Raw genomic sequence first — 26,334 nt, 5'->3', positions numbered from 1 at the left:
CGGGGCCGCGCGGCCCGTCCGGAGGCGGCTCAGCCCTTCTCCATGTAGGCCGCGCGGTCCTCGTCGAGCAGGCTCTCCAGCGCGGTGCGCAGCTCCGGGTGGGCGGCCAGGTCCGGGTCCTCGGCGACCAGCCGGGTGGCCTCGGTGCGGGCGGTGAGGATGACCTCCTCGTCCTCCAGCACCGAGAGCACCTTGAGCGAGGACTTCACCCCGGACTGGGCCTGGCCCAGCACGTCGCCCTCGCGGCGCTGTTCGAGGTCGATCCGGGACAGCTCGAAGCCGTCCAGGGTGCCCGCCACCGCGTCCAGCCGGGCCCGCGCGGCGCTGCCCGCGGGCATCTCGCTGACCAGCAGGCACAGGCCCGGCGCGCTGCCGCGGCCGACCCGGCCGCGCAGCTGGTGCAGCTGGGAGACGCCGAAGCGGTCGGCGTCCATGATGACCATCGCGGTGGAGTTGGGGACGTTGACGCCGACCTCGATCACCGTGGTGGCGACCAGCACGTCCACCTCGCCGGCCGTGAAGCGGCGCATCACCTCGTCCTTGGCCTCCGGCGCGAGCCGGCCGTGCAGGATCTCCACCCGCAGGCCGCTCAGCGGGCCCTTCGCCAGCTTCTCGGCCGTCTCCACCACCGAGAGCGGCGGCCGCCGTTCGTCGCTCTCCGCGCCCGCGTCGGCGACCTCCTCGAAGCCGTCCTCGGCGGCCTTGCGCTTCTTCTTCTTCGGGTCGGCCGCCGGCTCCTCGTCCCCGATCCGGGGGCAGACCACGTACGCCTGGTGGCCCTTGGCGACCTCCTCGCGGACCCGCTCCCAGGCCCGGGTGAGGAAGTTGGGCTTCTCCAGCGCCGGGACGACGTGGGTGGAGATCGGCGAGCGGCCGGCCGGCAGCTGGTCCAGGACGGAGGTCTCCAGGTCCCCGAAGACCGTCATCGCGACGGTGCGCGGGATCGGGGTGGCGGTCATCACCAGCAGGTGCGGCGGCTGCTCGCCCTTGGCCCGCAGCGCGTCCCGCTGCTCGACGCCGAAGCGGTGCTGCTCGTCCACCACGACCAGGCCGAGGTCCTGGAACTGCACCTTGTCCTCGATCAGCGCATGGGTGCCGATGGCGATCCCGGCGTCCCCGCAGGCCATGTCGAGCAGCGCCTGGCGGCGGGCCGGGACGCCCATCGAGCCGGTCAGCAGCACCACCCGGGTGCCGAGGTCGGAGCCGCCGAGCATGCCGCCCTCGGCGAGGTCCCCCATCATCTCGACGACCGAGCGGTGGTGCTGCTGGGCGAGCACCTCGGTGGGCGCCAGCAGCACCGCCTGGCCGCCCGCGTCCACCACGGCGAGCATGGCGCGCAGCGCGACCAGGGTCTTGCCGGAGCCGACCTCGCCCTGGAGGAGGCGGTGCATCGGATGGTCGGTGGCGAGGTCGGCGGCGATCTCGGCGGAGACCTTCCGCTGCCCCTCGGTGAGGGTGAACGGCAGCCGGGCGTCGAAGGCGTCCAGCAGGCCGCCCTCGCGGGCCGCGCGCGGCTTGGCGGGCAGGGCGGAGTCGGCGGCCCGGCGCTGCGCGAGGGCGACCTGGAGCACGAAGGCCTCGTCCCAGCGCAGCCGGCTCTGGGCGCGCTCGCGGTCGGCGTGGCCGCGCGGACGGTGGATCAGCTCCAGCGCCTCGGGCAGCGGGATCAGGTCGTGCCGCTCGCGCAGTTCGGCGGGCAGCGGCTCGCCGACGTCGCCGAGGTGCTTGGTGAGTGCCGTCTCGACGCAGATCGACAGCTTCCAGCTGGGCATCTGCGCGCTGGCGCCGTACACCGGGATGAGCCGGCCGGCGAACTGCCGCGCGGCGTCGGAGCCGGCGTCCTCGTCGAGCAGCTGGTAGTCCGGCGAGACCAGCTGGCGGGTCCGGTTGAAGACCCCGACCTTGCCCGCGAACAGGCCCTGGGCGCCGGCCCTGAGCTCCTTCTGCCGCCAGCCCTGGTTGAAGAAGACCAGCGAGAGCCGGCTGCGGCCGTCGGTGACGACCACCTCCAGCCGGTCGCCCTTGCGGCCGCGGAACGGGATCAGGGTGACCTTCTCGATCCGGGCCAGCACGGTGACGTGCTCGTCGACCTCCAGCTCGTCCAGGCTGGTGAGCTGGCCGCGCTCGACGTAGCGGCGCGGGTAGTGGTGCAGCAGGTCCCCGACCGTGCGCAGCTTGAGGCTGTCGGCGAGCACCTTCGCGGTGCGGTCGCCGACGAGCTTGGTCAGTGGTTCATCGAGAGCGCCCATCAGCGCCTTGTTTACACCACCGGGCCGACAAACCGGGTCAGGGGCGGCCCCCGCCCCTACTCCACCCCGATGAGCAGCGGTGCCGGTTCCTGCCCGCCGTGGAAGACCACCGCGTCCACCTCGGGCCGGCGGTGCCGGACGTGGGCGACCAGGCGGTGGGCGAGCGCCTCGTCGGTGCCGCCGCCGAGGACCAGGGTGACGAGTTCGCCGCCGGCCCCGAGCATCCGGTCCAGCACGCTCTCGCCGACCTCGGCCAGCCCGGCGCCGATCACCGCGACGTCGCCGTCGATCAGCCCGAGCACGTCCCCGGCCTGGCAGACCCCCGCCATCGTCCAGGACTCCCCCTCGGCGACGGCCAGCTCCGCGTAGCGGGTGGCGCCGGCGGCGGAGGTCATGGCGACCACGTCCTCGTCGAAGCGGCGGCCGCCCTCGTGCACCGCGAGCGCGGCCAGCCCCTGCACCGGCGAGCGGGTGGGCAGGACGGCGATCCGCACCCCCTCCTCGCGCAGCTGGTCGGCGGCGGCCCCGGCGGCGGCGCGCAGCTCGGGGTCGTTGAGCAGCAGGACGACCTCGCGGGCGGCCGAGCGGCGCACCGCGTCGGCGAGCTCGGCGCTGGCCGGCGGGCGGTCCGGGTCGGCGTGCAGGACGACGGCGCCGGCCTGCTCGCAGAGCTCGGCCAGGCCCCCGCCGGAGACCACCGAGAGCACCGCGCGGGCCCGTTCCTCGCGTTCGCCGCGCTCGGCGGCGGTGCCGGAGCGGGCGGCGGCCTCGGCGAAGTGGGTGATCCGGATCTGGTGCGGGCGCCCGGCGCCGACCCCGGCCTCCACGGCGGCGCCCGCGTCGTCCACGTGGACGTGCACGTTCCACAGGCCGTCGCCGCCGCCGATCACCAGCGAGTCGCCGAGCCCGCCGAGCCGCTCGCGCAGCGCGGGCAGCGCCTCGTCGGGGGCGTCCAGCAGGTAGATGACCTCGAAGGCGGGGTGGCCGGGGCCGGGCGGCCGCAGGTGCGTCTCGCAGCTCTCCACGGCCCGGACGTCCCCGCGCAGCGCGACCGGCCCCATCGGCTGCTGCCCGGCGACGGCGTCGGCGAGCGCGCCGAGGACGGCCACCAGGCCGCGCCCGCCGGCGTCCACCACCCCGTTCTCGGCCAGGACGGCGAGCTGCTCGGGGGTGTGCCGCAGCGCGTCCCGGGCGGCCCGGTAGGCGGTGTCGGCGACCTGGGCGAGCCCGTCCCCGGCCCGGTGGGCCTCCCGGGCGGCGACCCGGGCGACGGTCAGCAGGGTGCCCTCGACGGGCTCCGCGACGGCCTGGTAGGCGGAGTCGGCGGCCCGCTGCAGGGCGGCCCGCAGCTGTTCGGCGCCGCCGCCCTCGGCGAGCGTCTCGGCGGTGCCGCGCAGCCACTGGGCGAGGATCACCCCGGAGTTGCCCCGGGCGCCGACCAGCGCGCCGCGGGCCATCGCCCGGACCGTCTCGGCCAGCCCGGGGGCCGGGTCGGCGGCGGGGTCGGCGGCGGGGTCGGCGAAGCGGCTCTCCACCTCGGCGGCGGCGGACTCGACGGTCAGGTAGAGGTTGGTGCCGGTGTCGCCGTCCGGGACGGGGTAGACGTTGAGCGCGTCGATCTCCTCGCGGGCCTGGCCGAGCGCGCGCAGGGCGAGCTGGCACCAGGTGCGCACGGCCGGGGCGTCGAGCGTGTGCAGCACCAGGTCTCCTCCGGACGGGACGCCGCGGCGGCCCGGGGCGGTGACGCGGGCCGGGCGGCGGCAAGGGGTGATACCGGCAGGTTATCGGGGGGCGGGGAGGGCCGTCCGGTCCGGCGGGCAGGAGCGATCACTCGGCCGGTCATGGTAGTTTCGTGGGACGGAAGCAAGCGTTGTATGCTCTTCCGGTTGCCTGGAACCGTCCAGGCTCACCCCCTTGTCCGGTCTGGTTCACGCGAGTGTTCTGGTGGCTGAGTGGGGTTTTCGAAAGTATCTGATCTGAAGTCTTGGAGTGACTCCTGTGGCTGCCAACTGCGACGTCTGCGGCAAGGGGCCGGGCTTCGGCAACAGCATCTCCCACTCTCACCGCCGTACCCCCCGTCGTTGGAACCCCAACATTCAGACGGTGCGCGCTGTGATTGGGCGGACGCCGAAGCGGCTCAACGTCTGCACCTCGTGCATCAAGGCCGGTAAGGTCTCGCGCTGACGCGCAGACCGGCATGCCGGTCCTCCAGTGAGCCGGTTCATCCTCGGATGGGCCGGCTCCACTGTTTCCGTGGCCGGTTGCGCCGATTTCCGGACGTGACCGTGGTGGGCGGGCTCCTCTGAGGAGTCCGCCCACCGCTGTTTTCCGGATGTTCCGGACGTTCCGGGCCTCCGCTAGCGCCAGCGCCAGGCGTGGTCGACCGGGCCGATGCCGGCGCCCAGGGCGAAGCCCCCGGCGATCGCGCCGGTGATGTACTCCTTGGCCGAGGCCACCGCCAGCGGCAGCGGCTCGCCCTTGGCCAGGCCGGCCGCGATCGCGCTGGCCAGCGTGCAGCCGGTGCCGTGGGTGTGGCGGTTGTCGTAGCGCGGTGCCCGGAACCAGTGCACCTCGTCCGGTCCGCCGTACAGCAGGTCGGCGGCCTCGCCCGGCAGGTGGCCGCCCTTGACCAGCGCCCAGCGCGGCCCGAGGTCGACCAGCGCCTTGGCGGCGTCCAGCATCTGCGACTCGTCCTCGACGGCCAGCCCGGTGAGCTGGGTCACCTCGTGCAGGTTGGGGGTGGCCAGGGTGGCGACCGGCAGCAGCTTCTCGCGGACGGTGGCGACGGCCTCGGCGACCAGCAGCGCGTCCCCGTGCTTGGAGACCCCGACCGGGTCGACCACCACCGGGGCGTCCACCCCGGCCAGCAGTTCGGCGACGGTCTCGACGAGTTCGACCGAGGCGAGCATCCCGGTCTTCACGGCCTGCACCCCGATGTCGTCCACCACGCTGCGGAACTGCGCCCGGACGGCTTCGGCGGGCAGTTCCCAGTAGCCCTGGACGCCGAGCGAGTTCTGCGCGGTGACGGCGGTGATCACGCTCATGCCGTGGACGCCGAGGGCGAGCATCGCCTTGAGGTCGGCCTGGATGCCGGCGCCGCCGCCGGAGTCGGAGCCGGCGACGGTGAGCACGCGGGGGGGAGCAGTCGAAGCCATGGCCCCAACCTACCCGCGCCGTTTCACAGCACCGCTTCGGACTCCGCCCAGCGGTCCTCCGGCACCGTCTTCAGCCGGGTCACCGCGTCGCCGATCGGCAGCAGTTCGATGCCGGTCCGGCGCAGCGCGGTGAAGTGCCCGAACGCCCCCTGGTGGACGGCCTCCACCGCGTGCCAGCCGAACCGGGTGGCGAGCACCCGGTCCCGGGCGGTCGGGGTGCCGCCGCGCTGGACGTGGCCGAGGATGACGGGGCGGGCCTCCTTGCCGAGCAGGTCCTCCAGCTCGTGGGCGAGCCGGTTGCCGATCCCGCCGAAGGTCCGGTGGCCGTACTGGTCGACCTCACCGTGGTCGAAGCGCATGGTGCCGGGCACCGGGGAGGCGCCCTCGGCGACGGCGATGATGGCGAACTTCTTGCCGCGCGCGAAGCGGTCCTCGATTATCCGGGCCACCGCCTCGATGTCGAAGGGCTTCTCCGGGATCAGGATGCCGTGCGCGCCGCCCGCCATGCCCGCGGTGAGGGTGATCCAGCCGGTGTGCCGTCCCATCAACTCGACCACCATGACGCGCTGGTGGGACTCGGCGGTGGTCTTCAGCCGGTCGATCGCCTCGGTCGCGACGTGCACGGCGGTGTCGAAGCCGAAGGTCACGTCGGTGGCGTCGATGTCGTTGTCGATGGTCTTCGGCACCCCGACCACGGGCAGTCCGGCGTCGCTGAACAGCTTGGCGGCGGTCAGCGTCCCCTCGCCGCCGATCGCGATCAGCGCGTCGATGCCGATCTCCCGGGCGAGCGTCCTGGCGTTCTCCACCGCCCAGGCGATCCGGTCCCGCCGCACCCGGGCCGAGCCCAGGATGGTGCCGCCGAGGGTGAGCAGGCCGGTGACGTCGTCGTGCGTGACGGTCCTGGTGCGGCCCTCGATCAGTCCGAGGAAGCCGTCCAGGATGCCGACGATCTCGTCCCCGTGGACGTCGGTGCCCCGGTGCACCACCGAGCGGATCACCGCGTTGAGGCCGGGGCAGTCGCCGCCGCTGGTCAGTACACCGATGCGCATCTGTGGTGTGCTCCCGCTCGCAGTGGTTCGGGCCGCCCGCGCCGGACGGGCGGGCCGGGGTGTCGCAAGCCTACGCACAACGCACCCGCGAAGCCCGTCCCCCGCACACCGGAGCGTCACGCGCCGCCCGCCGTACGGGGATCGGCGCGCGGCCGCGCGCTACTCGGCGAAGTGGTCCCAGCCGCCGACCCGGTCCCAGGGCGCGCCGTCGACCGTCACCCGGCCGCTGCGGCTGCCCGTCGGGCGGCCGGTCACCTCGCCCACCACCCGCCAGCGGGCCGGGAGTTGGATCCCGCGCGGGAAGGTGGCGACGATCGCGTGGTCCTCGCCGCCGGAGAGCACCCAGACCAGCGGGTCCACCCCGACCGCCTGGCCGATGTCGGCCATCTGCGCCGGGACGTCGAAGTCGGCGGCCTTGAGGTCGATGTCCACCTCGCTGGCCCGGGCGACGTGGCCGAGGTCGGCGACCAGCCCGTCGCTCACGTCGACCATCGAGGTCGCGCCCAGGTCGGCCGCCGCCGGGCCCGCGTGGTACGGCGGTTCGGGCCGGCGGTGCGCCTCGACGAAGGCGCGCGGGGAGCGGAAGCCGCGCTGGAGGACGGTCAGGCCGGCGGCCGACCAGCCGAGCCAGCCGGTCACCGCGACCACGTCGCCGACCTGCGCGCCGGAGCGCGTCACCGGCGCCCGCCCCTGGAGGTCCCCGAGCGCCGTGATGGCCAGCGTGACGGTGTCGCCGCGCACCACGTCGCCGCCGACCACCGTCGCCCCGGCCACCTGGCACTCGTCGCGCAGCCCGTCCATCAACTCGGTGGCCCAGGTGGTCGGCAGGTCCGCGGGGGCGACCAGGCCGAGCAGGATGGCGGTCGGCACCGCCCCCATCGCGGCCACGTCGGCGAGGTTCTGGGCGGCGGCCTTGCGGCCCACGTCGTAGGCGGTGGACCAGTCCCGGCGGAAGTGCCGGTTCTCGATCAGGACGTCCGTGGTCGCCACCACCCGGCCGTCCGGAGCCCGTACCACCGCGGCGTCGTCACCCGGGCCGAGGTCGACGGCATCGGTGAGCGGTACCCGGGCGGTCAGCTCCCTGATGAGGCCGAACTCGCCGAGCTCGCCCACGGTCCCCTGCATCTGCCGTCCTCTCGCGTTTCCATCCGATTCGGTCCCCGTCGCGCTCCCCCGCGCGCAGCGTACGCCCTTCGGGAGCATCGAGGTCTCCCCTCCCCGGCCCGCAGCGCGGTAGCGTGGTGATCAGACTGCCGGTGAGCCCACCCACCCACACACCTGACCGGGCGATCACGGCGGCTATCCCCCCTAACCGGCCGCCGGGAGGTCCCCGTGGTACAGGCATACATCCTGATCCAGACCGAGGTTGGCAAGGCCACCGCCGTGGCCCGGACCATCGCCGGGGTCCCCGGCGTCCTGAGCGCCGAGGACGTCACCGGCCCCTACGACGTGATCGTCAAGGCCGAGGCCGAGACGGTGGACGAGCTGGGCCGCATGGTGGTGGCCCAGGTCCAGAAGGTCGACGGCATCACCCGCACGCTCACCTGTCCCGTGGTGCACCTGTAGACCGGTGCACCTGTAGACCGGTGCACCCGTGAGCCGGTGTGCCCGTGAGCCGGCGCACCGGCCCGTACCGGCCGTCCGGGCCCCGGCTACCATCGGCGGGTGGCCAGAGAACTGCGCGTCCCCGAGGCGCTGACCGCCCTGCCGGCCCCGGTCCGCTGGCTGGCCCTGCCCGTCGCCCTGACCTGCACCGTCGTCGCGCTGGTCGGCAGCTGGAGCCCGGCCGATCCGGCGGTCGAGGTCCCGCAGCCGACCGGCCGGGCGGCCGGGTACTGCCGGGCGCTCGCCGCCGCGCTGCCCGCCGACCTGCTCGGCCACGCCCGCCGGGACCCGTCGCCCGCCTCGCCGTACGTGGCCGGCTGGGGCGACTCGCCCCGGACGGTGCTGCGCTGCGGCATCGACCGGCCGGAGGAGCTGGACGGCGACCACGCCTCGGACTGGTCCCCGAGCGTCGACGACGTCACCTGGTGGTCGCAGAAGCTCGCCGACGGCGGCTACCGCTTCGTGACGACCATGCGCGCCGCCTACGTCGAGGTGACCGTCCCGGCCGGGGCCGCGAAGAACCCCTTCGACCCGGCGGCCGCGCTGAGCGGCGCGGTCAAGGCCAACGTCCCGGGCTGAGCCGAACGGGTCCCCGACGCACCGAGGGCGGGCCGGGAAGCTCCCGGCCCGCCCTCCGCACGTTCGCTGGGCCTGTCCTCGGACTCCCGTCGTTCGCCCGGAGGGCGGGCGGGGCGGCGTTGGGGTGCGTGCATCGCAAGGCGGAGGAGGGAGCCACTGCGGTGGGGGCACCTCCCGGCCGAAGGCTGGGGGCCATTGGCGACCGACGACAACGCGGCGAGGTGCGTGCCCCGGCGTCGCCCCGCAGACGCGAGTCCGAAGACAGGCCCTAACGGAGCCCGGTCGAGCGCCGCAGCGCCGTCGCGAGCAGCCGGTCGATCAGCTCCGGGTACGAGACCCCGCTGGCCTCCCACATCTTCGGGAAGGCCGAGATCGGGGTGAAGCCGGGCATGGTGTTGATCTCGTTGATCATCCAGGTGCCGTCCTCCAGCAGGAAGAAGTCCACCCGGGCCAGGCCCTCGCAGCCGAGCGCCTCGAAGGCCTCGACCGCCTGGCGCTGGATCTCGGCGAGCTCCGCGGCGGTGAGGTCCGCCGGGATCTTCACGTCCGAGGAGTCGATGTACTTGGCCTCGAAGTCGTAGAAGTCGAAGCCCTCGCCGACCAGGATCTCGCCGGCCACGCTGGCCCGCGGGCCGTCCTCGAACTCCAGCACGCCGCACTCGATCTCGCGGCCGGTCACGCCCGCCTCGATGATCAGCTTGGGGTCGTGCCGGCGGGCCTCCTCGATCGCCGCGTCGAGGTCGGCCAGGTCCTTCACCTTGGTGATGCCGATGCTGGAGCCGGCCCGGCAGGGCTTCACGAACAGCGGCAGGCCCAGCTCGGCGGCCCGCTCGCGCACCGCCGCGCGGCCCGCCTCGGTCTCCCAGTCGCGCGGCCGCACGATGGTGTAGCGGCCGACGTCCAGACCGTGCGAGGCGAGGATCCGCTTGGCGAACTCCTTGTCCATGCCGGCCGCGCTGGCCAGCACGCCGTTGCCGACGTACGGGACGCCGGAGAGCTCCAGCAGGCCCTGGAGCGTGCCGTCCTCGCCCCACGGGCCGTGCAGCAGCGGGAAGACCACGTCGACCTCGCCGAGGGCCTTGGGGGCGCTGCCCGGCTCGGTCAGGACCACCTCGCGGTCGCCCGGGGCGACCGGCAGCGCGACCTGGCCGTCGACGCCCTCGGCGACGTGCGCCACGTCCGGCAGCTTCCCGTCGGTGATGGCCATCCGGGCCGGCTCGTCGCTGGTCAGCGCCCAGCGGCCCTCGTGCGTGATGCCGATCGGCAGCACGTCGTACTTGTCGCGGTCGATCGCCCTGAGCACACTGCCCGCGGTGGAGACCGAGATCGCGTGCTCGGAGCTGCGCCCGCCGAAGACCAGCGCGACGCGCGGCTTCCGGTCGGACCGGTTCGGGGAGGACTGTTCGATGCTCATATCGGGTTTGAGACTACCGTGCGAGGCCCTTCCGGGAAGTCAGCGGCGCCGCACCCTCGGCGCCGCCGCTCCGGTCAGCGCCGCTCGGGTCAGCGCCGCTCCGGCTTGGCCGAACGCGACATCAGCGCCCGCAGCGCCTCCTGGGTCGGCCGCCCGTTGTGCACCACGTCCACCACGGCCTCGACGATCGGCATGTCGACCCCGTTGCGCCGGGCCAGGTCCAGCACCGACTCGCAGGACTTGACGCCCTCGGCGGTCTGCCGGGTGGCCGCGCGGGCCTCCTCCAGCGTCATGCCCCGGCCCAGGTTCATGCCGAAGGTGTTGTTGCGGGACAGCGGCGAGGAGCAGGTGGCCACCAGGTCGCCCATCCCGGCGAGCCCCGCGAAGGTGTGCGGGTCCGCGCCCAGCACCTCGCCGAGCCGGGTGGTCTCGGCCAGCCCGCGGGTGATCAGCGTCGCCTTGGTGTTGTCGCCCAGCCCCATGCCGGCCGCCATGCCGACCGCCAGGCCGATCACGTTCTTGACCGCGCCGCCGAGTTCGCAGCCCACCACGTCGGTGTTGGTGTACGGCCGGAAGTACGGCGTGTGGCAGGCCGCCTGGAGCCGCTTGGCGACCGCCTCGTCGGAGCAGGCGACCACACTGGCCGCGGGCTGCCGGTTGGCGATCTCCTTGGCCAGGTTGGGCCCGCTGACCACCGCGACGCGCTCCTGACCGACCCCGGTGACCTCGTCGATCACCTCGCTCATCCGCTTGGCGGTGCCGAGTTCGATGCCCTTCATCAGGCTCACCAGCACGGTCTGCGGCTCGATCAGCGGCGTCCAGGCGGCCAGGTTGTCGCGCAGCGTCTGCGAGGGCACCACGAGCACCGCGAAGTCGGCGCCGGCCAGCGCCTCGGCGGCGTCGGTGGTGGCCCGGACGGTGTCGGGCAGCCGGACGCCCGGCAGGTAGTCCGGGTTCTCGTGGGTGGAGTTGACGGCGTCCACCAGCTCCTGGCGGCGGGCCCAGAGCACGACCTCGCAGCCCGCGTCGGCGAGCACCATCGCGAACGCGGTGCCCCAGGAGCCGGTTCCCATCACGGCGCAACGGGTCACTTGCCGGCCTCCTCGGTGCCCTTGCCCGGCTCGCCCTTGGCGCGCCGGCGCTCGGCCAGCGCGGCCGCGGCGCGCTCCCGGGCGGCCTTGCGCATGTCGTAGCGCTCGGCCGGCGGCTCCTCGCCCCGGACTTCGGCCAGCACGGCGGTGATCGCCGTCATGATGTCCTCGGTCGCGTCGGCGAGCACCTGGGCGGTGAGCTCCTGCCCCTGGTACCGGCTCAGGTCCACCGGCGGCCCGGCCGCGACGGTGACCCGGTGCCGCGGGAACAGGTTGAACCGGCCCTTCCCGAAACCGGGACGGCCGTACGGCGGGATGATCTCGTGGGCGCCCCAGTGCGCGACCGGGATGACCGGCGCACCGGTCATCAGCGCGACCCGGGCGACCCCGCTCTTGCCGGTCATCGGCCAGAGGTCAGGGTCCCGGGTGAGCGTTCCCTCCGGGTAGAACTGCACGCACTGGCCGCCGTTGACCGCGTCGATCGCGGCCCGGAAGGCCTGCGCGGCGTCGGTGGACTCGCGGAACACCGGGATCTGGCCGGTCTTGCGCAGCATGAACCCGATGAAGGGGACGGAGAACAGCGAGGACTTGCCGAGAATGCGCGGCGGACGCCCGCTGTTGTACTGCCAGTGCGCGTAGATCACCGGGTCGATGATCGAGTTGTGGTTCACCGCGGCGATGAAGCCGCCGTTCCTCGGAACGTGCTCCCAGCCCCGCCAGTCGGGCTTCACCAGGGCGGTCGTCACCGGCTTCACCAGCACGGCCGCGAAGCGGTACCAGATGCCGTAGTCGGCGTTGCCGAACTTGGCGTACGAGCGGCGGGCCACCCCAGCTCCTTCTCATCCGATGCGGCACGGATTACCGCGGTCTTGGTGTCCCGGTGCCGCGCACCGCTTCCGCCGGTGCCCGGGCCACGGGCGCGGAACAGTGTCGCCCGCCCGCTCACCGGCTGTCGAGCAACCGCGCCAACCCGCCCGGCGGGCGTGATCAAACGCACGTCCGCACAGCTCGAACGGCCTGGCGAGGGCTCCGGGACCGGCGCCAGAATGACGCCGGTGACCCAGGACACCGTACGCCCCAGTGAGCCCGTCGCGCCCCCCGCACCCACGGCCGGCTGGTCGCTGGTGCTCCCGCTCAAGCCGCTCGCCCTGGCGAAGAGCAGACTGGCCCCGTACGCCGGGCCGCACCGGGCCGACCTGGCGCTGTCCTTCGCCCTGGACACCGTCGCCGCCGCCCTGGCCACCCCGGACGTCGACCGGGTCCTGGTGGTCACCCGCGACGCCGAGGCCGGCGCCCGGCTGGCCGCGCTCGGCGCCCTGGTGGTCGCCGACGAGCCCGGCGGCGGCCTCAACCGGGCCCTGGCGCACGGCGCCGCGGCCGCCCTGGCCCTGGCCCCGCGGGCCCCGCTGGCGGCGCTCTCGGCGGACCTCCCCGCGCTGCGCCCAGCCGAACTGACCCGGGTGCTGGGCGCGGTGCCGCCGGACGGCCGGGCCTTCCTGCCGGACTCCCCCGGCCTCGGCACCACCCTGCTCGCCTGCACGCCCGGGCGCCCGCTCTCCCCCGCCTTCGGGGACGGCTCACGGGCCCGGCACGCGGCCGGCGGCGCGCTCGAACTGCGCCTGCCGGACGTGGAGTCGGTGCGCCGGGACGTGGACACCGGGACGGACCTCGGCGAGGCCGCGGCGCTCGGCCTCGGCCCGCACACCAGCGCGCTGTTCGCCCGCCTGAGCCTGCGCTGAACCCGCCCCGGCCCCTCCGCGACACCCTCCGGAGCCCGCCCGGCCCGGCGCCGACCTGCTCCCCGGCCCGGGCGGGGCCGCTCGCTATGCTGCACGCATGCAGGCCACCGCGTTCACCTTCGACCCCGCCACCCGGGCCGGCTCCGTGCTGCTCGACGACGGGACCCCGGTGCCGTTCGACGCGGCCGCCTTCGACGCCGGCGGCCTGCGGCTGCTGCGCCCCGGACAGCGGGTGCGGATCCGCACCGAGGGCACCGGCGAGGCCCGCCGGGTGGTCTTCGTGACGCTCCAGACCTTCCCCGACCCCGCCGAGGGCTGACGGCCCCGTCGGGCTCCACCCACGCCGCCGGAACCTTCGGGCCCGACCGGCCCCGCCGGGGACCGGCCCGCACCCCGCCACCCCGCTCGGAACCGCCCCCTGCCGACGCACGCCGCGGATTCCTGACTAAGCGCCCGGAAATCGAAAGAGCCGCGGCGACCGGTCTCCGCGAATTCACGGGAGGGGGGGTGCCGCGGCTCTGGGCCGAAGGCCGTCCGAAGACGGTCGCGCGGGACTTACTTGGCAGAGGTCTTGCGCGCGGTGGTCTTGCGGGTGGCGGTCTTCTTCGCCGGCGCCGTCTTCTTGGCGGTGGCGGCCGCCTTCTTGGCGGTGGCCGTGGTCTTCTTGGCGGCGGCCGTGGTGGTCGCCTTCTTCGCGGCGGCCGTCTTCTTGGTGGCGGCGGCCTTGGTCGCGGTCGCCGTCGCCTTCTTGGCGGCGGTGGTCTTCGCGGCCGTCGTCTTCGCGGCGGTGGTCTTCGCGGCGGACTTCTTGGCGGTCGCCGTGGTCTTCTTGGCGGCGGCCGTGGTGGTCGCCTTCTTGGCGGCGGCCGTGGTCGCCGTCTTCTTGGCGGCGGCCTTCTTGGCGGCCGGGGCGGCGGCAGCGGCGGCGGCGCGCTTGGTGGCGGCACGCTTGGCGGCCGGGGTGGCGGCCACGCCGCTCTTGCCCGGGGTGAGGGAGCCCTTGGGGGCCTTCTTCACCGAGGGGCCTTCCTTCGGCAGCTTCTTGCTGCCGCTGACCAGGTCCTTGAAGCCCTGGCCCGGACGGAAGCGCGGGACCGAGGTCTTCTTGACCTTGACGCGCTCGCCGGTCTGCGGGTTGCGGGCGAAGCGCGCGGAGCGCTCCACCTTCTCGAAGGTGCCGAACCCGGTCACCGAGACCCGGTCACCGGCCACAACGGCACGGACCATGGTGTCGAGCACTGCGTCGACGGCCTCTGCGGCAGCCTTGCGACCGCCCAGCTGCTCGGCCACCGCTTCGACAAGCTGAGCCTTGTTCACGTCTTCCCCTTCGGAAACGGGCGCCGGATGATTCCATCCGTTCTTTTCGCACGTTAGGTATGTATCTGCGGACTTTCAATTACCAAACGCGCGAATCACCCTAGTGTCGCAATGGATTTGCGCGTCGGCGACCTCAGTCGAGCGGCGGGGGCCCCTCGTCGAGGTCATGTACAAAGCGACTCAACCGCCTTGCCGCCTCCGGAAGATCGCGCTTGGCGGTCTCGGTGACGATGAGGAGTTGACGGGTGAGAGCGGTCTTTGCATCGGCAGACACGTTCAGCGCATGCACGCGGGCGTGAGCTTGCTTCAACCGCTCGGCCACAAGCGCGTAGAGCGCTACGACTTCCTGGTCGTCCGGCCCCTCAGCTGGTGCGGAGGTGACGTCCGGCCGGTCGTCAATTCGGCGTTCGGATGGCCGGCCCATGGAGTCCTCAGTCGCGGGTTCGCCGCCCGCGTACGGAGGTTCATGGTGCCGGTGCATGTACTGATTGTGCCATCTACCCGCAGTTGTACTTGCGCGGGCCCCTCTTCCGCAAAGCCAAATGGGCAATCCGGGGCGGACCCCGGCGCTAACTCGTGCTCCGGAACGACGGATGGCCCGGCCCCCCCGAGGGGGGCACGGGCCACGCGGTGGATCGTCAGAATGCTTGTTCTGAGGGGAACTCAGGCGACCGGCAGAGTACGGGGCTTGAAGGCCGGACGGGTCTCCTCGAAGGCCGCGATGTCGGCCTCGTTCCGCAGCGTGATGCTGATGTCGTCCAGCCCGTTGAGCAGCCGCCACCGGACGTTGTCGTCCAGTTCGAAGGCCGCCGTGACGCCTTCGGCCCGTACTTCGCGCGCCTCCAGGTCGACGGTGATCTCGGCCGAAGGGTCACTCTCCGTGAGCGCCCAGAGTCGTTCCACGGTCTCCTGCGGCAGGACGACCGTCAGCAGGCCGTTCTTCAGGGAGTTGCCCCGGAAGATGTCGGCGAAGCGCGAGGAGATGACCGCGTGGAAGCCGTAGTTCTGGAGCGCCCAGACGGCGTGCTCCCGGGAGGAACCGGTGCCGAACTCGGGACCGGCCACCAGGACCGTGGCGCCCTGCCGCTCGGGCCGGTTGAGGATGAACGACTCGTCCTTGCGCCAGGCTTCGAACAGGCCGCCCTCGAAACCGGATCGGGTGACCTTCTTGAGCCAGTGGGCGGGGATGATCTGGTCGGTGTCCACGTTGCTGCGGCGCAGCGGGACGGCCCGGCCGGTGTGGGTGGTGAACTTCTCCATGGCTCAGGCCTCCACGGGAGCGACGTCGGCGGTCAGGTCGGAGGGGGACGCGAGGCGGCCCAGCACGGCGGTCGCGGCGGCGACCTGCGGGGAGACCAGGTGGGTGCGGCCGCCCTTGCCCTGCCGGCCCTCGAAGTTGCGGTTCGAGGTGGAGGCGCAGCGCTCCCCCGGGGCGAGCTGGTCGGGGTTCATGCCCAGGCACATCGAGCAGCCCGCGTGGCGCCACTCGGCGCCGGCCGCGGTGAACACCTTGTCCAGCCCCTCCTCGACGGCCTGGAGCGCGACCCGGACGGACCCGGGGACGACCAGCATCCGTACGCCGTCGGCGATCCGGCGGCCCTCCACGACGGCCGCGGCGGCCCGCAGGTCCTCGATCCGGCCGTTGGTGCAGGAGCCGACGAAGACGGCGTCGACCTTGACCTCGCGCAGCGGGGTGCCGGCCTCCAGGCCCATGTACGTCAGGGCGTTCTCGGCGGCCAGGCGCTCCTGCGGGTCGGCGAAGGAGGCCGGGTCCGGCACGTTCGAGCCCAGCGGGGCGCCCTGGCCCGGGTTGGTGCCCCAGGTGACGAAGGGGGTCAGCTCGCTCGCGTCGATGAAGATCTCGTGGTCGAAGACCGCGTCCTCGTCGGTGCCCAGGGTCCGCCAGTACGCGACGGCGGCGTCCCAGTCCTCGCCCTGCGGGGCGTGCGGGCGGCCCTGGAGGTACGCGAAGGTCGTCTCGTCCGGGGCGATCATGCCGGCCCGGGCGCCGGCCTCGATCGACATGTTGCAGACGGTCATCCGGGCCTCCATGGAGAGGCTCCGGATCGCCGAACCGCGGTACTCCAGGACGTAGCCCTGGCCGCCGCCGGTGCCGATCTTCGCGATGACGGCCAGGATCAGGTCCTTGGCGGTGACGCCCTCGGGCAGGTCGCCCTCGACGGTGACCGCCATGGTCCGGAACGGCGCCAGCGGCAGGGTCTGGGTGGCCAGCACGTGCTCGACCTGGCTGGTGCCGATGCCGAACGCCAGCGCGCCGAAGGCGCCGTGGGTCGAGGTGTGGGAGTCGCCGCAGACCACGGTCATGCCGGGCTGGGTCAGGCCGAGCTGCGGGCCGACGACGTGCACGACGCCCTGTTCGACGTCGCCGAGCGAGTGGATCCGGACGCCGAACTCGGCGGCGTTCCTGCGCAGGGTCTCCAGCTGCACCTTGGAGACCGGGTCGGCGATCGGCTTGTCGATGTCGAGGGTGGGGGTGTTGTGGTCCTCGGTGGCGATCGTCAGATCGGTGCGGCGGACCGTACGGCCGGCCAGCCGCAGCCCGTCGAAGGCCTGCGGGCTGGTGACCTCGTGGAGCAGGTGGAGGTCGATGAAGAGGAGGTCGGGTTCGCCCTCCGCGCGCCGCACGACGTGGTCGTCCCAGACCTTCTCTGCGAGTGTCCGTCCCATCGGATTCCCTCCAGCCGGCCGCGTTGCCGGCCTTCTCGTGTCGTCGAGGTCAAAGCGTGTGCGCCGCCCTGAGACTCCCGGGCCGCTCCCGTCCAGAGTGGCGCTTTTCGCCGGAGATTGAACTTGTGTCTCGCGGAGTGAGATCGCGGTCTTAGCGCATGGACAGTGCGCGACCCCCCGTCCGCCCCCGGCCGGCCGGGCCCCGCGGAGGCTCGGCGGAGGCTCCGCGAGGGCTGCCCGGAGGAGCCTGCGAAGACCCCCGGGAAGGGTCGCGCGGAGGCCTCACGGAACGCCGAAAGGGCCCCACCCGGTCACGGGTGGGGCCCTTTCGGAAAGCCTTCGACGCACAACGAAAAAGACCCCGGACAACCGGGGCCTTTCCAATTTCTGGCTGGGGTACCAGGACTCGAACCTAGACTAAATGAACCAGAATCACTCGTGCTGCCAATTACACCATACCCCAACACAAAGCAAGGGCCGATGGGCGAGCCCACCGGCTTCCTGCTCTGAAGTACCCCCGACCGGATTCGAACCGGCGCTACTGCCGTGAGAGGGCAGCGTGCTAGGCCGCTACACAACGGGGGCTTCCTGGCGATCCCTTGCGGGATCCGTACCCCCGACCGGATTCGAACCGGCGCTACTGCCGTGAGAGGGCAGCGTGCTAGGCCGCTACACAACGGGGGCTTTCCAGGTGATCCCTTGCGGGATCCGTACCCCCGACCGGATTCGAACCGGCGCTACTGCCGTGAGAGGGCAGCGTGCTAGGCCGCTACACAACGGGGGCTTGATCTTCTTTTGTGTGCTGTACTCACGTACTGCGCTGGGGTACCAGGACTCGAACCTAGACTAAATGAACCAGAATCACTCGTGCTGCCAATTACACCATACCCCACCAGAGTTGAACCCCTGCGGGCCCTTCTCAGGCGTTGCGCCTCTCGGTCGGTCCCTTCCGAGGGGCTTTCGCTCCCTCGTCCGTTCCCTCCCGGGCGGCGCAGAAAGAACATTACCCGACGTCGGCCCCGGCTCCAAAATCGATAACCCCGGGCGGCCTGCGGGAGGCCTGCGGATGACCTCCGGGTACGCCGCGGGCCCGGCACGAGGCCGGGCCCGCGGCCTGCTCGGCGGCCCGTGGAGGGCCGGTCCGGCAGGGATCCGTCAGCGAGCGCCCGGGAGGGTGCCTCAGGCGGCCGGGAGGGCGTCCAGGGCGGCCCGCAGCCGTCGCAGCGTCTCCGGGCGGCCCAGCAGCTCCATGGACTCGAACAGCGGCGGGGAGACCCGTCGGCCGGTGACGGCCACCCGCAGCGGCGTGAAGGCGAACTTGGGCTTGATGCCCAGCCCCTCCACCAGCGCCTCGCGCAGCGCGGCCTGGATCGGCTCCGGGGTGAAGTCCGCGAGCTCCTCCAGCGCCTTGATGCTGGCCTCCAGCACCGGGCGGGAGTCCGCGGTCAGCACCTTGGCGGCGTCGTCCGCGTCGAGGGCGAACTTCTCCGGCGCCACGAACAGGAAGCCGGCCATGTTCACGATCTCGCTCAGCACGACCATCCGCTCCTGGGTGAGCGGCGCCACCTTGGCGAGCAGGTCCAGCTGCTCGGCGGTGGGCTCGGCCGGCAGCAGCTCGGCGCCCTGGAGGAACGGCACCAGGCGGCGGACGAAGTCCTCCGGGGCCAGCCGGCGGACGTGCTCGGCGTTGATCGCCTCGCACTTCTTCAGGTCGAAGCGGGCCGGGTTGGCGTTCACCTTGGCGACGTCGAAGGCGGCGACCATCTCGTCCATGTCGAACAGGTCGCGGTCCTCGGCCAGCGACCAGCCCAGCAGGGACAGGTAGTTGAGCAGGCCCTCGCGGATGAAGCCGCGCTCGCGGTACAGGTTGAGCGAGGACTGCGGGTCGCGCTTGGAGAGCTTCTTGTTGCCCTCGCCCATCACGTACGGCAGGTGGCCGAAGCGCGGGGTGGTGCCGTCGCCGACGCCGATCTCGGCGAGCGCGGCGTACAGGGCGATCTGCCGCGGGGTGGAGGACAGCAGGTCCTCGCCGCGCAGCACGTGGGTGATGCCCATCAGGGCGTCGTCCACCGGGTTGACCAGGGTGTACAGCGGGGCGCCGTTGGCCCGGACGATGCCGTAGTCCGGGACGTTCTCCGGCTCGAAGGTGAGCGTGCCGCGCACCAGGTCGTCGAAGGAGAGGGTCTTGTCGGGCATCCGGAAGCGCAGGATCGGCTCGCGCTTCTCCAGCTTGTAGACGGCGACCTGCTCCTCCGTCAGCTCGCGGCAGTGGCCGTCGTAGCCGGAGGGCTTGCCGGCCGCGCGGGCGGCCTCGCGGCGGGCGTCCAGCTCCTCGGTGGAGCAGTAGCAGTGGTAGGCGTGGCCGGCCTCGTGCAGGCGGCGGGCGACATCGGCGTAGATGTCCATCCGCTGCGACTGCCGGTACGGCGCGTCCGGACCGCCGACCTCGGGGCCCTCGTCCCAGTCCAGGCCGAGCCAGCGCATCGCGTCGAGCAGCTGGTTGTACGACTCCTCGGAGTCGCGGGCGGAGTCGGTGTCCTCGATCCGGAAGACCAGCGTGCCGCCGTTGTGGCGGGCGTAGGCCCAGTTGAACAGGGCCGTGCGGACCATGCCCACGTGGGGGTTGCCGGTCGGGGAGGGACAGAAGCGAACCCGGACGGCCGGGTCAGTGTTAGCCACGCTTGATCACCTTGTTGGTGAGAGTGCCGATGCCTTCGATGGAGACGGCGACCTCGTCGCCGACGTTGAGGGGGCCCACCCCTGCGGGCGTGCCGGTGAGGATGACGTCGCCGGGCAGCAGCGTCATGGCCTCGGAGATGTGGACGACCAGCTCGGCGACCGAGCGGACCATCAGGGAGGTGCGGCCGGTCTGGCGGAGCTCGCCGTTGACCGTGCAGGTGATCGCGAGGTCGCTCGGGTCGAGGTCGGTCTCGATCCACGGGCCCAGCGGGCAGGCCGTGTCGAAGCCCTTGGCCCGGGCCCACTGGCCCTCGCGCTGCTGGACGTCCCGGGCGGTGACGTCGTTGGCGCAGGTGTAGCCGAGGATCACCTCGGGCACCCGGTCCAGCGGCACCTCGCGGCACATCCGGCCGATCACCACGGCGAGTTCGGCCTCGTGGTGGACGTCCGAGGAGAACGGCGGGTAGGCGATGCTCTCGGTCGGGCCGATCACCGAGGTGGACGGCTTGAAGAAGGTGAGCGGGACGTCCGGGACGTCGTTGCCCAGCTCCGCCGCGTGCGCCGCGTAGTTGCGGCCGACCGCCACGATCTTGTTCGGGAGCATCGGGCTGAGCAGCCGGACGTCCTGGAAGCGGTAGCTCTCGCCGGTGGGCTGGGGCTGGCCGAACGGGTGGCCGGCCAGCGCGTGGACGACCAGCGACTCGGGCCGGGAAGGGTCGCCCTCCACTACGCCGAAGGAGACGCTGCCGGCGGCAGGGCTCCCTTCCCGGACGGAAAACCTGGCAATGCGCACGGCTGGGCTACCCCTCGCTTCGTCGGCCGCCCGGGGCGCGCCCGGGCGCTGGAGGGCTCCCGCCCGCAGTGGGCGCGGCCCCGTCAATCGGCCTCCAGGCTATCGCGTGGGGCCCCGGCTGACCGCTTTGCCCCTGTTCAGGACGGTCGGGACGGAAGCGCGCACCGCGCGACGCCGAGGGCGCCGCCGCCACCGGTGTGACGACGGCGCCCTCGGCGCGGTGCGGTGCGGTGCCGTGCGGGGTCAGTCCTGCGGGACGACGACCGGGGCGACCATCAGCTGGGTGCGGCGCGGGTTGGCCGTGGCGGCCGGCAGCTCGGTGCCGTAGGTCAGGACGTCCTCGGGCTTGCGGGCACCCGGGATCGTGCTGAAGTCCTCGACCGAGGCCAGCGTCGTCCGGCGCGGGTTCGCCGTGGGGCGGCAGGACAGCGTGGACTTGGTGGCGTTCTTCGCCTGGGACATCGAGAGCACCTCGTGGTCATGGCCTGGCCGACCGCGGCGGATCGGCACCGGCCTGATGGATTCCGATTGATTCGGAGGGGTTCTGGGCAGGCTGATCGGGGCCGTGCTCCGGAGACAGCCAGGTTACGAGATCTCATTCCATAGAGACCGTGACCAAAGCTACACATTAGACTGTGATTTTGCTCACAAATTGACGAGCAAAATACAGATATCCGACATATCGTCGCTCCGGGACTTTCCGACATTCCACCCGATAAGGGGCATTCCGGAAGGTCTGTGACTCTTCCCGATCCCGGGTCTGCTTGGCATGTATCCGGCGAGTGTCCGAAAAAGGCGGTATTCCGGTCCTGTTACCGCACAGTCAGTGAGATCGCACAAGCGGTCGGTAGCGCCGGACCCCCGGTACCTGCGGCCCTTGTTGGGATTCCCCGGCTGTGCTGGAATGCGACGGACCGTGGGTAGGGAGTGGTCCACCCCGGTGCCCGCTCTCCCGGACCGGCCGGGGGGCGGATGGAAACTCGACACCGTCCAGGCCGTGGCGACGCGGCGGGACGCCCGGTCCAGAGGTTGCGACGCCAGTGCAGGGACGTTTCAAAAGGGGTAGCGGCGCCGCGGGGAACCCGGAGTCGCGCGAGCCTGTGGCAGCCCCCCAACAGGCGGCGGCCCCCGGCGGCCCGGCCGAGCCGGTGACACCCGAGGCCCTCGGACGGCCGGAGGAGGACGGGCAGGAGCGGAAGTCCGCCCGGGACAAACTCCGGACCTCGCTGACCAGGCGCCGCGCCACCGGTCTGAACCGGCTCGCGATGCGCAACTGGCGCATCCGCACCCGACTGATCGCGCTGCTCGCCCTCCCCGTGATGGTCTCGCTGGTCCTCGGTGGCCTGCGCATCCAGACCTCGATGGAGAACTCGCAGCAACTCGCCCAGATGGCCAACCTGTCCGACCTGGCCAAGAAGGCGACCAACCTCGCGGACGCGCTGCAGACCGAGCGCGACATCAGCGCCGGCCCGATCACCCACGACCCGACCGCCCCGCTGGACGACGACATCGTCGCGGCCCGCAAGTCCACCGACGACCTGAGCCGCACCTTCACCGCGTCCTCCGACAAGTTCGAGAACCTCGAACTGTCCGGCGGCAAGGCGCTGTTGCTCCAGATCCGCAAGGACCTGAACTCGATCGCGGACACCCGCAGCCTGCCGTACCAGAACAACCAGAACATCCAGTCGACGATCACCGCCTACGACGTGATCATCCGAGACCTGCTGTCCATCACCCAGGACATCGCGCTCGCGTCGAACAACAAGGACCTGGTCGTCTCCACCCGCGCGCTCCAGCAGTTCTCGCTGGCGAAGAACGCGACCTCGCAGCAGCGGGCCCTGATCAGCGCCGCGCTCGCCAACCCGAAGACCCCGGACCTCAGCCCCAGCGACGAGTCCTTCGGTATCCGTCTGCGCAGCTCGTACGACAACGCGATCGCGAGCTTCAACAACATCTACACCGCGCACGACCTGGACAACCTGCGCAGCCAGCTGAGCTACAACTCGGTGGTCGCCGACGCCGACCGCTACGCCTCCACGATCCTCACCCAGAGCGGCATCCGCCAGACCGAGGCGGTCAGCTACAAGGACTGGTACGAGAAGGCCAGCTCCAAGATCACCGCCGAGCGCCGGATCGAGTCCAAGCTCATCGAGAACCTGGACGGAAAGGCCCAGGACCTCCAGTCCCAGGCCGACGCCGACGCCCTGATCATCGGTGTCGCGGTCGCCCTGGTGCTGCTCGTCGCCCTCGGTGGCGCCGGTCTGATCGCCCGCTCGATGGTGCGCTCGCTGACCCGCCTCCAGGCCGCGGCCGAGGACGTCGCCGAGCGCCGTCTGCCCGAGCTGGTCAAGACCCTCTCCGAGGCCGACCCGCACGACGTCGACACCACGGTCGAGCCGGTCGCCGTCGACTCCACCGACGAGATCGGCCACGTGGCCCACGCGTTCGACATGGTGCACAGCGAGGCCGTCCGCCTCGCCGCCGAGCAGGCCCTCCTACGCGGCAACATCAACGCGATGTTCACCAACCTCTCGCGCCGCAGCCAGGGCCTCATCCAGCGCCAGCTGTCGCTCATCTCCGAGCTGGAGAGCCGCGAGGCGGACCCGGACCAGCTGGCCAACCTCTTCAAGCTGGACCACCTCGCGACCCGCATGCGCCGCAACGGCGAAAACCTCCTCGTCCTCGCCGGTGAGGACCCGGGCCGCCGCTGGACCAGGCCCGTCCCGCTGGTCGACGTGCTCCGCGCCGCCGCCTCCGAGGTGGAGCAGTACGAGCGCATCGAGCTCGCCGCCGTGCCGTCGGCCGAGGTCGCCGGCCGCGTCGTCAACGACCTCGTCCACCTGCTCGCCGAGCTGCTGGAGAACGCCACCTCGTTCTCCAGCCCGCAGACCCGCGTCCGGGTCACCGGCCACGCGCTGCCGGACGGCCGCGTCCTGGTCGAGATCCACGACACCGGCATCGGCCTGAGCCCCGACGACCTCGCCGAGATCAACGAGCGCCTCGCCAACCCGCCGACGGTGGACGTCTCGGTCTCCCGCCGCATGGGCCTCTTCGTGGTCGGCCGCCTGTCCCTGCGACACGGCATCCGCATCCAGCTCCGCCCCAGCGACTCCGGCGGCACCACCGCGCTGGTCATGCTCCCGGTGGACGTCACCAATTCGGGCGACCGCCGCGGCGCCGGCCGGCCCGGCTCCGGCCAGGGCAAGCAGCAGCGCGGGGTCACCCCGACGCCGCGCCAGCAGCGCCAGGTGCCGCCCGGCCGCCAGAACGGTCCGGCCGCGCTCGGCCAGGGCGGTCCGGCCGCCGGTGCCCCGCAGGGCGGCCGTCCGCAGCTCGGCCAGGGCGGTCCGGGCGCTCCGACCGGTCCCGGTCCGCAGGGCGGCCCGGGCGCGCAGGGCGGTCCGGGTGCGCCGGGCGGTCCCGGTGCGCCGGGCGGTCCGGGTGCGTCCGGCGGCGGTCTGCCGACCCGCAAGGTCGGCCAGTCGCTGCGGGAGAACCCCGCCCCACAGGGCGGCGGTCAGCAGGGCCAGGGCCAGCGGCCCGCCCAGCCGCAGCAGAAGCAGCAGGCCCCGCAGAAGCAGCAGAACCAGCAGGCTCCGCAGCAGGCCCCGCAGGGCGGTCTGCCGCAGCGCGCCCCGGGTCGCCAGGGCCCGCCGCAGAGCGGCCCGAACGGCCTGCCCCGCCGCGGCCGTCAGCAGCAGCCCGGTCAGCCGCAGCAGGGCCAGCCGCAGGCCGGTCAGTCCCAGCCCGGCCTGCCCGGCCGGCCCGGCCAGGAGCGTCCGCGTCCCGCCGGCGGGTTCGACGGCGGTCCGGGTGCCCGGACTGGCGAGCAGCCGCAGCACGGCCGCCCCGGCGGTCCCGGTGGCCCCGGTGGCCCCGGCGCGCCGCAGCAGGGTGCCCGTCCGGGCAACCGTCCGCAGGACGGCCTGCCGCAGCGCCGTCCGGCCCCGCAGGGCCCCGGCGCCCCCGGCCGGCCCGCCGCCCAGGGTCCGCGCGGTCCGCAGCGCCCCGGCCCGGACGCGCCGCAGCGCGACCGCCAGCCGCAGCTGCCGCCGCAGGCCCCGCAGCAGCCCCAGCCGCTGCCGTCGGCCGAGCCGGCGCCGGTGGAGAGCACCCAGCAGTTCGCCCGTCCGCGCTTCGAGGCCAGCCAGATCGACCCGCGCGACCCGCTGGGCCTCGGCCTGGTCGAGCCGGTGCTGCCGAACGTGCCGAACCCGCCGCGTCCGGAACCGGTGCGCCAGGAGCAGGCCCCGCAGCAGCCGCAGCCGCTTCCGCTGCCGCACCAGGAGCCGATGGCGCTGCCGACCGGCCCGTCCGAGGCCGCGGGCCGACCGGGCGGCGAGGAGCAGCCCTGGTTCCCGCAGTCCGACGGCTCGCAGCAGGCGCGGCCGCGGCCGTACCAGCCGCGCCGCCCCGGCACCGCCGCACCGGAGTTCCAGCCGTCGGCCGACGAGCAGCGGGCTCCCCAGCCGGCTCCGCAGCAGCAGGCCCCGCAGCAGTCGCAGGGCCAGCCGCAGCAGAACCAGCAGCAGCCGCAGGGCCAGCCGCAGCCGGGCACCGGCGACGCGCCGTGGCGTCCGTCCGCGAACGACGAGCGCTGGCGCCGCGCCGAGCAGATCCGCGAGCCCTCGACCAGCGGTGTCACCATGTCGGGCCTGCCCCGGCGGACCCCGCAGGCCAACCTGGTCTCCGGCACCGCCGAGGCCTCGCCGCTGACCGGCCCGCAGGTCTCCCGGGCCCCCGAGGAGGTCCGCGGCCGACTGACCAACCTGCGCCGCGGCATCCAGCAGGGCCGCCGCGCCGGGGCCGAGCAGGCCGCCAACCAGGCGGGCCACCAGCATGGTGCCCAGCAGCCCGGATTCGATAGTTTCGGTGGCCGGAGCGACGGCAACGGCGCAGATCACCAGGAGCGTTGAGTTGAACCAGATGAGCCAGGCCGCACAGAACCTGAACTGGCTGATCACCAATTTCGTGGACAACACCCCCGGGGTGTCCCACACCGTGGTGGTCTCCGCGGACGGCCTCCTGCTGTGCATGTCCGAGGGCTTCCCCCGGGACCGCGCCGACCAGCTCGCCGCCGTCGCCTCCGGCCTCACCTCCCTCACCTCCGGCGCCAGCCGGATCTTCGAGGGCGGCGAGGTCAACCAGACCGTCGTCGAGATGGAACGGGGCTTCCTGTTCCTGATGGCCGTCAGCGACGGCTCCGCACTCGCCGTCCTGGCCGCGCCGGACTCCGACATCGGCCTCGTCGGCTACGAGATGGCCCTGCTCGTCGACCGCGCCGGCGCCGTCCTCACCCCCGCACTCCGCGCGGAACTCCAGGGCAGTCTCCTGCACTGACCGGGACCCGCGCGGCTCACCCACCGTCCCGACCGCGCCGGGTCCGACCCGACCGGACCCGGCGCCACACCCTCAGCTACCCTCAGGCAGCTGATCCCGCCTCAGCTGGCACCGCCCCAGCTGGAACCGGCTGCCCAAGGCTGCAGCACTAGGAGGACCCATGACCCCGCCTTCGACACCCGCCGGCCCGTACGGCAACGGGTACGGCAGCGGCTACGGCGGGCAGCAGTCCGACGGCTACGAGCAGCAGCCGCTGGTCCGCCCGTACGCGATGACCGGCGGACGGACCCGCCCCCGGTACCAGCTCGCCATCGAGGCCCTGATCTCCACGACCGGCTCGGCCGACCGGGCCGGCGGGCTGCTGCCCGAGCACGCCCGGATCGTCAGCCTCTGCCGCGAGGTCAAGTCCATCGCGGAGATCTCCGCACTGGCCGGCGTCCCGCTCGGTGTCGCCCGCATCCTCGTCGCCGACCTTGCCGAGGCCGGTCTCGTCGCCATCCACCAGCCCGCCGCCGCGGGCGAGTCGGGCGGAACGCCCGATGTCACGCTGCTCGAAAGGGTCCTCAGTGGACTTCGCAAGCTCTAACGCGGCCGCCCCCACCCGCGCCACCACCTCCGCGAAGATCGTCGTCGCGG

General features: G+C 73.0%; 23 protein-coding genes and 5 tRNA genes. 8 read left to right on the top strand and 20 right to left on the bottom strand.

What is annotated here, in order from left to right; genetic code table 11:
- Positions 1–29: 29 nt before the first annotated feature.
- On the bottom strand, positions 30–2,249 hold the full coding sequence (recG, locus tag ACFVU7_RS41865) for an ATP-dependent DNA helicase RecG (protein WP_388051567.1): 2,220 nt from the start codon (positions 2,247–2,249) through the stop codon (positions 30–32).
- 56 nt (positions 2,250–2,305) lie between these two features.
- A complete protein-coding gene (locus ACFVU7_RS41860; RefSeq protein WP_388051564.1) occupies positions 2,306–3,949 on the bottom strand; it encodes a DAK2 domain-containing protein in 1,644 nt (547 codons plus the stop codon).
- Positions 3,950–4,247: 298 nt separating this feature from the next.
- Here ACFVU7_RS41860 and rpmB point away from each other — a divergent pair, with 298 nt between their 5' ends.
- The gene (gene rpmB, locus ACFVU7_RS41855) at positions 4,248–4,433 is read left to right on the top strand and encodes a 50S ribosomal protein L28 (protein ID WP_014138233.1); all 186 of its coding nucleotides are present in this window, start codon (positions 4,248–4,250) and stop codon (positions 4,431–4,433) included.
- Positions 4,434–4,606: 173 nt separating this feature from the next.
- On the opposite strand, the gene thiD is transcribed toward rpmB, so the two are convergent.
- From thiD to ACFVU7_RS41840, 3 genes are all read right to left on the bottom strand, one after another.
- Positions 4,607–5,404, bottom strand: a complete 798-nt coding sequence (gene thiD / locus ACFVU7_RS41850; protein WP_049656332.1) for a bifunctional hydroxymethylpyrimidine kinase/phosphomethylpyrimidine kinase — start codon at positions 5,402–5,404, stop codon at positions 4,607–4,609.
- Between the two features lie 23 nt (positions 5,405–5,427).
- The gene (locus ACFVU7_RS41845) at positions 5,428–6,453 is read right to left on the bottom strand and encodes an ATP-dependent 6-phosphofructokinase (protein WP_049656329.1); all 1,026 of its coding nucleotides are present in this window, start codon (positions 6,451–6,453) and stop codon (positions 5,428–5,430) included.
- 159 nt (positions 6,454–6,612) lie between these two features.
- Entirely contained in the window at positions 6,613–7,578 is a 966-nt protein-coding gene (locus ACFVU7_RS41840; RefSeq protein WP_049656327.1) for a thiamine-phosphate kinase, read from the bottom strand.
- Positions 7,579–7,785: 207 nt separating this feature from the next.
- Between ACFVU7_RS41840 and ACFVU7_RS41835 the strand changes: the two genes are divergently transcribed.
- Positions 7,786–8,019 (top strand): Lrp/AsnC family transcriptional regulator, encoded by a 234-nt coding sequence (locus ACFVU7_RS41835; protein WP_049656326.1) that lies wholly within the window; start codon positions 7,786–7,788, stop codon positions 8,017–8,019.
- A 99-nt stretch (positions 8,020–8,118) separates the two neighbouring features.
- A complete protein-coding gene (locus ACFVU7_RS41830) occupies positions 8,119–8,637 on the top strand; it encodes a DUF3515 family protein (RefSeq protein WP_388051561.1) in 519 nt (172 codons plus the stop codon).
- Between the two features lie 268 nt (positions 8,638–8,905).
- On the opposite strand, the gene ACFVU7_RS41825 is transcribed toward ACFVU7_RS41830, so the two are convergent.
- The 3 genes from ACFVU7_RS41825 to ACFVU7_RS41815 form a co-directional block, all read right to left on the bottom strand.
- Positions 8,906–10,051, bottom strand: a complete 1,146-nt coding sequence (locus ACFVU7_RS41825; protein ID WP_375877281.1) for a D-alanine--D-alanine ligase family protein — start codon at positions 10,049–10,051, stop codon at positions 8,906–8,908.
- 89 nt (positions 10,052–10,140) lie between these two features.
- On the bottom strand, positions 10,141–11,142 hold the full coding sequence (locus tag ACFVU7_RS41820; protein WP_375877280.1) for an NAD(P)H-dependent glycerol-3-phosphate dehydrogenase: 1,002 nt from the start codon (positions 11,140–11,142) through the stop codon (positions 10,141–10,143).
- The gene (locus ACFVU7_RS41815) at positions 11,139–11,969 is read right to left on the bottom strand and encodes a 1-acyl-sn-glycerol-3-phosphate acyltransferase (protein WP_049656319.1); all 831 of its coding nucleotides are present in this window, start codon (positions 11,967–11,969) and stop codon (positions 11,139–11,141) included. Before ACFVU7_RS41815 ends, ACFVU7_RS41820 begins: the two co-directional genes overlap by 4 nt.
- Before the next feature lie 219 nt (positions 11,970–12,188).
- Between ACFVU7_RS41815 and cofC the strand changes: the two genes are divergently transcribed.
- Both cofC and ACFVU7_RS41805 read left to right on the top strand, forming a co-directional pair.
- A complete protein-coding gene (cofC, locus tag ACFVU7_RS41810) occupies positions 12,189–12,881 on the top strand; it encodes a 2-phospho-L-lactate guanylyltransferase (RefSeq protein WP_388051558.1) in 693 nt (230 codons plus the stop codon).
- 97 nt (positions 12,882–12,978) lie between these two features.
- On the top strand, positions 12,979–13,200 hold the full coding sequence (locus ACFVU7_RS41805) for a hypothetical protein (RefSeq protein WP_030257846.1): 222 nt from the start codon (positions 12,979–12,981) through the stop codon (positions 13,198–13,200).
- 236 nt (positions 13,201–13,436) lie between these two features.
- Here the strand turns inward: ACFVU7_RS41805 and ACFVU7_RS41800 are convergent, their stop codons facing one another.
- The 12 genes from ACFVU7_RS41800 to ACFVU7_RS41745 all read right to left on the bottom strand — a co-directional run bounded on the left by ACFVU7_RS41800 (position 13,437) and on the right by ACFVU7_RS41745 (position 20,820).
- On the bottom strand, positions 13,437–14,198 hold the full coding sequence (locus ACFVU7_RS41800; RefSeq protein WP_049659168.1) for an HU family DNA-binding protein: 762 nt from the start codon (positions 14,196–14,198) through the stop codon (positions 13,437–13,439).
- Between the two features lie 133 nt (positions 14,199–14,331).
- Positions 14,332–14,679, bottom strand: coding sequence for a hypothetical protein (locus tag ACFVU7_RS41795; protein WP_369808362.1), 348 nt, complete (start codon positions 14,677–14,679; stop codon positions 14,332–14,334).
- Between the two features lie 182 nt (positions 14,680–14,861).
- Positions 14,862–15,458 (bottom strand): 3-isopropylmalate dehydratase small subunit, encoded by a 597-nt coding sequence (gene leuD, locus ACFVU7_RS41790; RefSeq protein ID WP_049659169.1) that lies wholly within the window; start codon positions 15,456–15,458, stop codon positions 14,862–14,864.
- 3 nt (positions 15,459–15,461) lie between these two features.
- Positions 15,462–16,886 (bottom strand): 3-isopropylmalate dehydratase large subunit, encoded by a 1,425-nt coding sequence (gene leuC / locus ACFVU7_RS41785; RefSeq protein WP_388051555.1) that lies wholly within the window; start codon positions 16,884–16,886, stop codon positions 15,462–15,464.
- Between the two features lie 388 nt (positions 16,887–17,274).
- Positions 17,275–17,349, bottom strand: a tRNA-Gln gene (locus ACFVU7_RS41780).
- A gap of 49 nt (positions 17,350–17,398) precedes the next feature.
- Positions 17,399–17,471: transfer RNA gene (locus ACFVU7_RS41775), tRNA-Glu, on the bottom strand.
- A 26-nt stretch (positions 17,472–17,497) separates the two neighbouring features.
- Positions 17,498–17,570 (bottom strand) — tRNA-Glu (locus ACFVU7_RS41770).
- A 27-nt stretch (positions 17,571–17,597) separates the two neighbouring features.
- Positions 17,598–17,670, bottom strand: a tRNA-Glu gene (locus ACFVU7_RS41765).
- 36 nt (positions 17,671–17,706) lie between these two features.
- Positions 17,707–17,778 (bottom strand) — tRNA-Gln (locus tag ACFVU7_RS41760).
- Positions 17,779–18,065: 287 nt separating this feature from the next.
- A complete protein-coding gene (gltX, locus tag ACFVU7_RS41755) occupies positions 18,066–19,565 on the bottom strand; it encodes a glutamate--tRNA ligase (protein WP_049658606.1) in 1,500 nt (499 codons plus the stop codon).
- A complete protein-coding gene (locus tag ACFVU7_RS41750; RefSeq protein ID WP_049658604.1) occupies positions 19,558–20,358 on the bottom strand; it encodes a fumarylacetoacetate hydrolase family protein in 801 nt (266 codons plus the stop codon). Before ACFVU7_RS41750 ends, gltX begins: the two co-directional genes overlap by 8 nt.
- A gap of 243 nt (positions 20,359–20,601) precedes the next feature.
- Entirely contained in the window at positions 20,602–20,820 is a 219-nt protein-coding gene (locus ACFVU7_RS41745; RefSeq protein ID WP_049658602.1) for a hypothetical protein, read from the bottom strand.
- Positions 20,821–21,458: 638 nt separating this feature from the next.
- Here ACFVU7_RS41745 and ACFVU7_RS41740 point away from each other — a divergent pair.
- The 3 genes from ACFVU7_RS41740 (at position 21,459) to ACFVU7_RS41730 (ending at position 26,284) form a co-directional block, all read left to right on the top strand.
- On the top strand, positions 21,459–25,274 hold the full coding sequence (locus tag ACFVU7_RS41740; RefSeq protein WP_388051552.1) for a nitrate- and nitrite sensing domain-containing protein: 3,816 nt from the start codon (positions 21,459–21,461) through the stop codon (positions 25,272–25,274).
- A gap of 10 nt (positions 25,275–25,284) precedes the next feature.
- A complete protein-coding gene (locus ACFVU7_RS41735; RefSeq protein WP_030248297.1) occupies positions 25,285–25,698 on the top strand; it encodes a roadblock/LC7 domain-containing protein in 414 nt (137 codons plus the stop codon).
- Positions 25,699–25,858: 160 nt separating this feature from the next.
- The gene (locus ACFVU7_RS41730) at positions 25,859–26,284 is read left to right on the top strand and encodes a DUF742 domain-containing protein (protein WP_049658630.1); all 426 of its coding nucleotides are present in this window, start codon (positions 25,859–25,861) and stop codon (positions 26,282–26,284) included.
- Positions 26,285–26,334 lie beyond the last annotated feature (50 nt).

The sequence above is a fragment of the Kitasatospora sp. NPDC058046 genome (genome assembly GCF_042885595.1).
Taxonomy (GTDB): domain Bacteria; phylum Actinomycetota; class Actinomycetes; order Streptomycetales; family Streptomycetaceae; genus Kitasatospora.
Note: the sequence above shows the minus strand (reverse complement) of the source record. Positions and strands in the feature narration are given on the sequence as shown.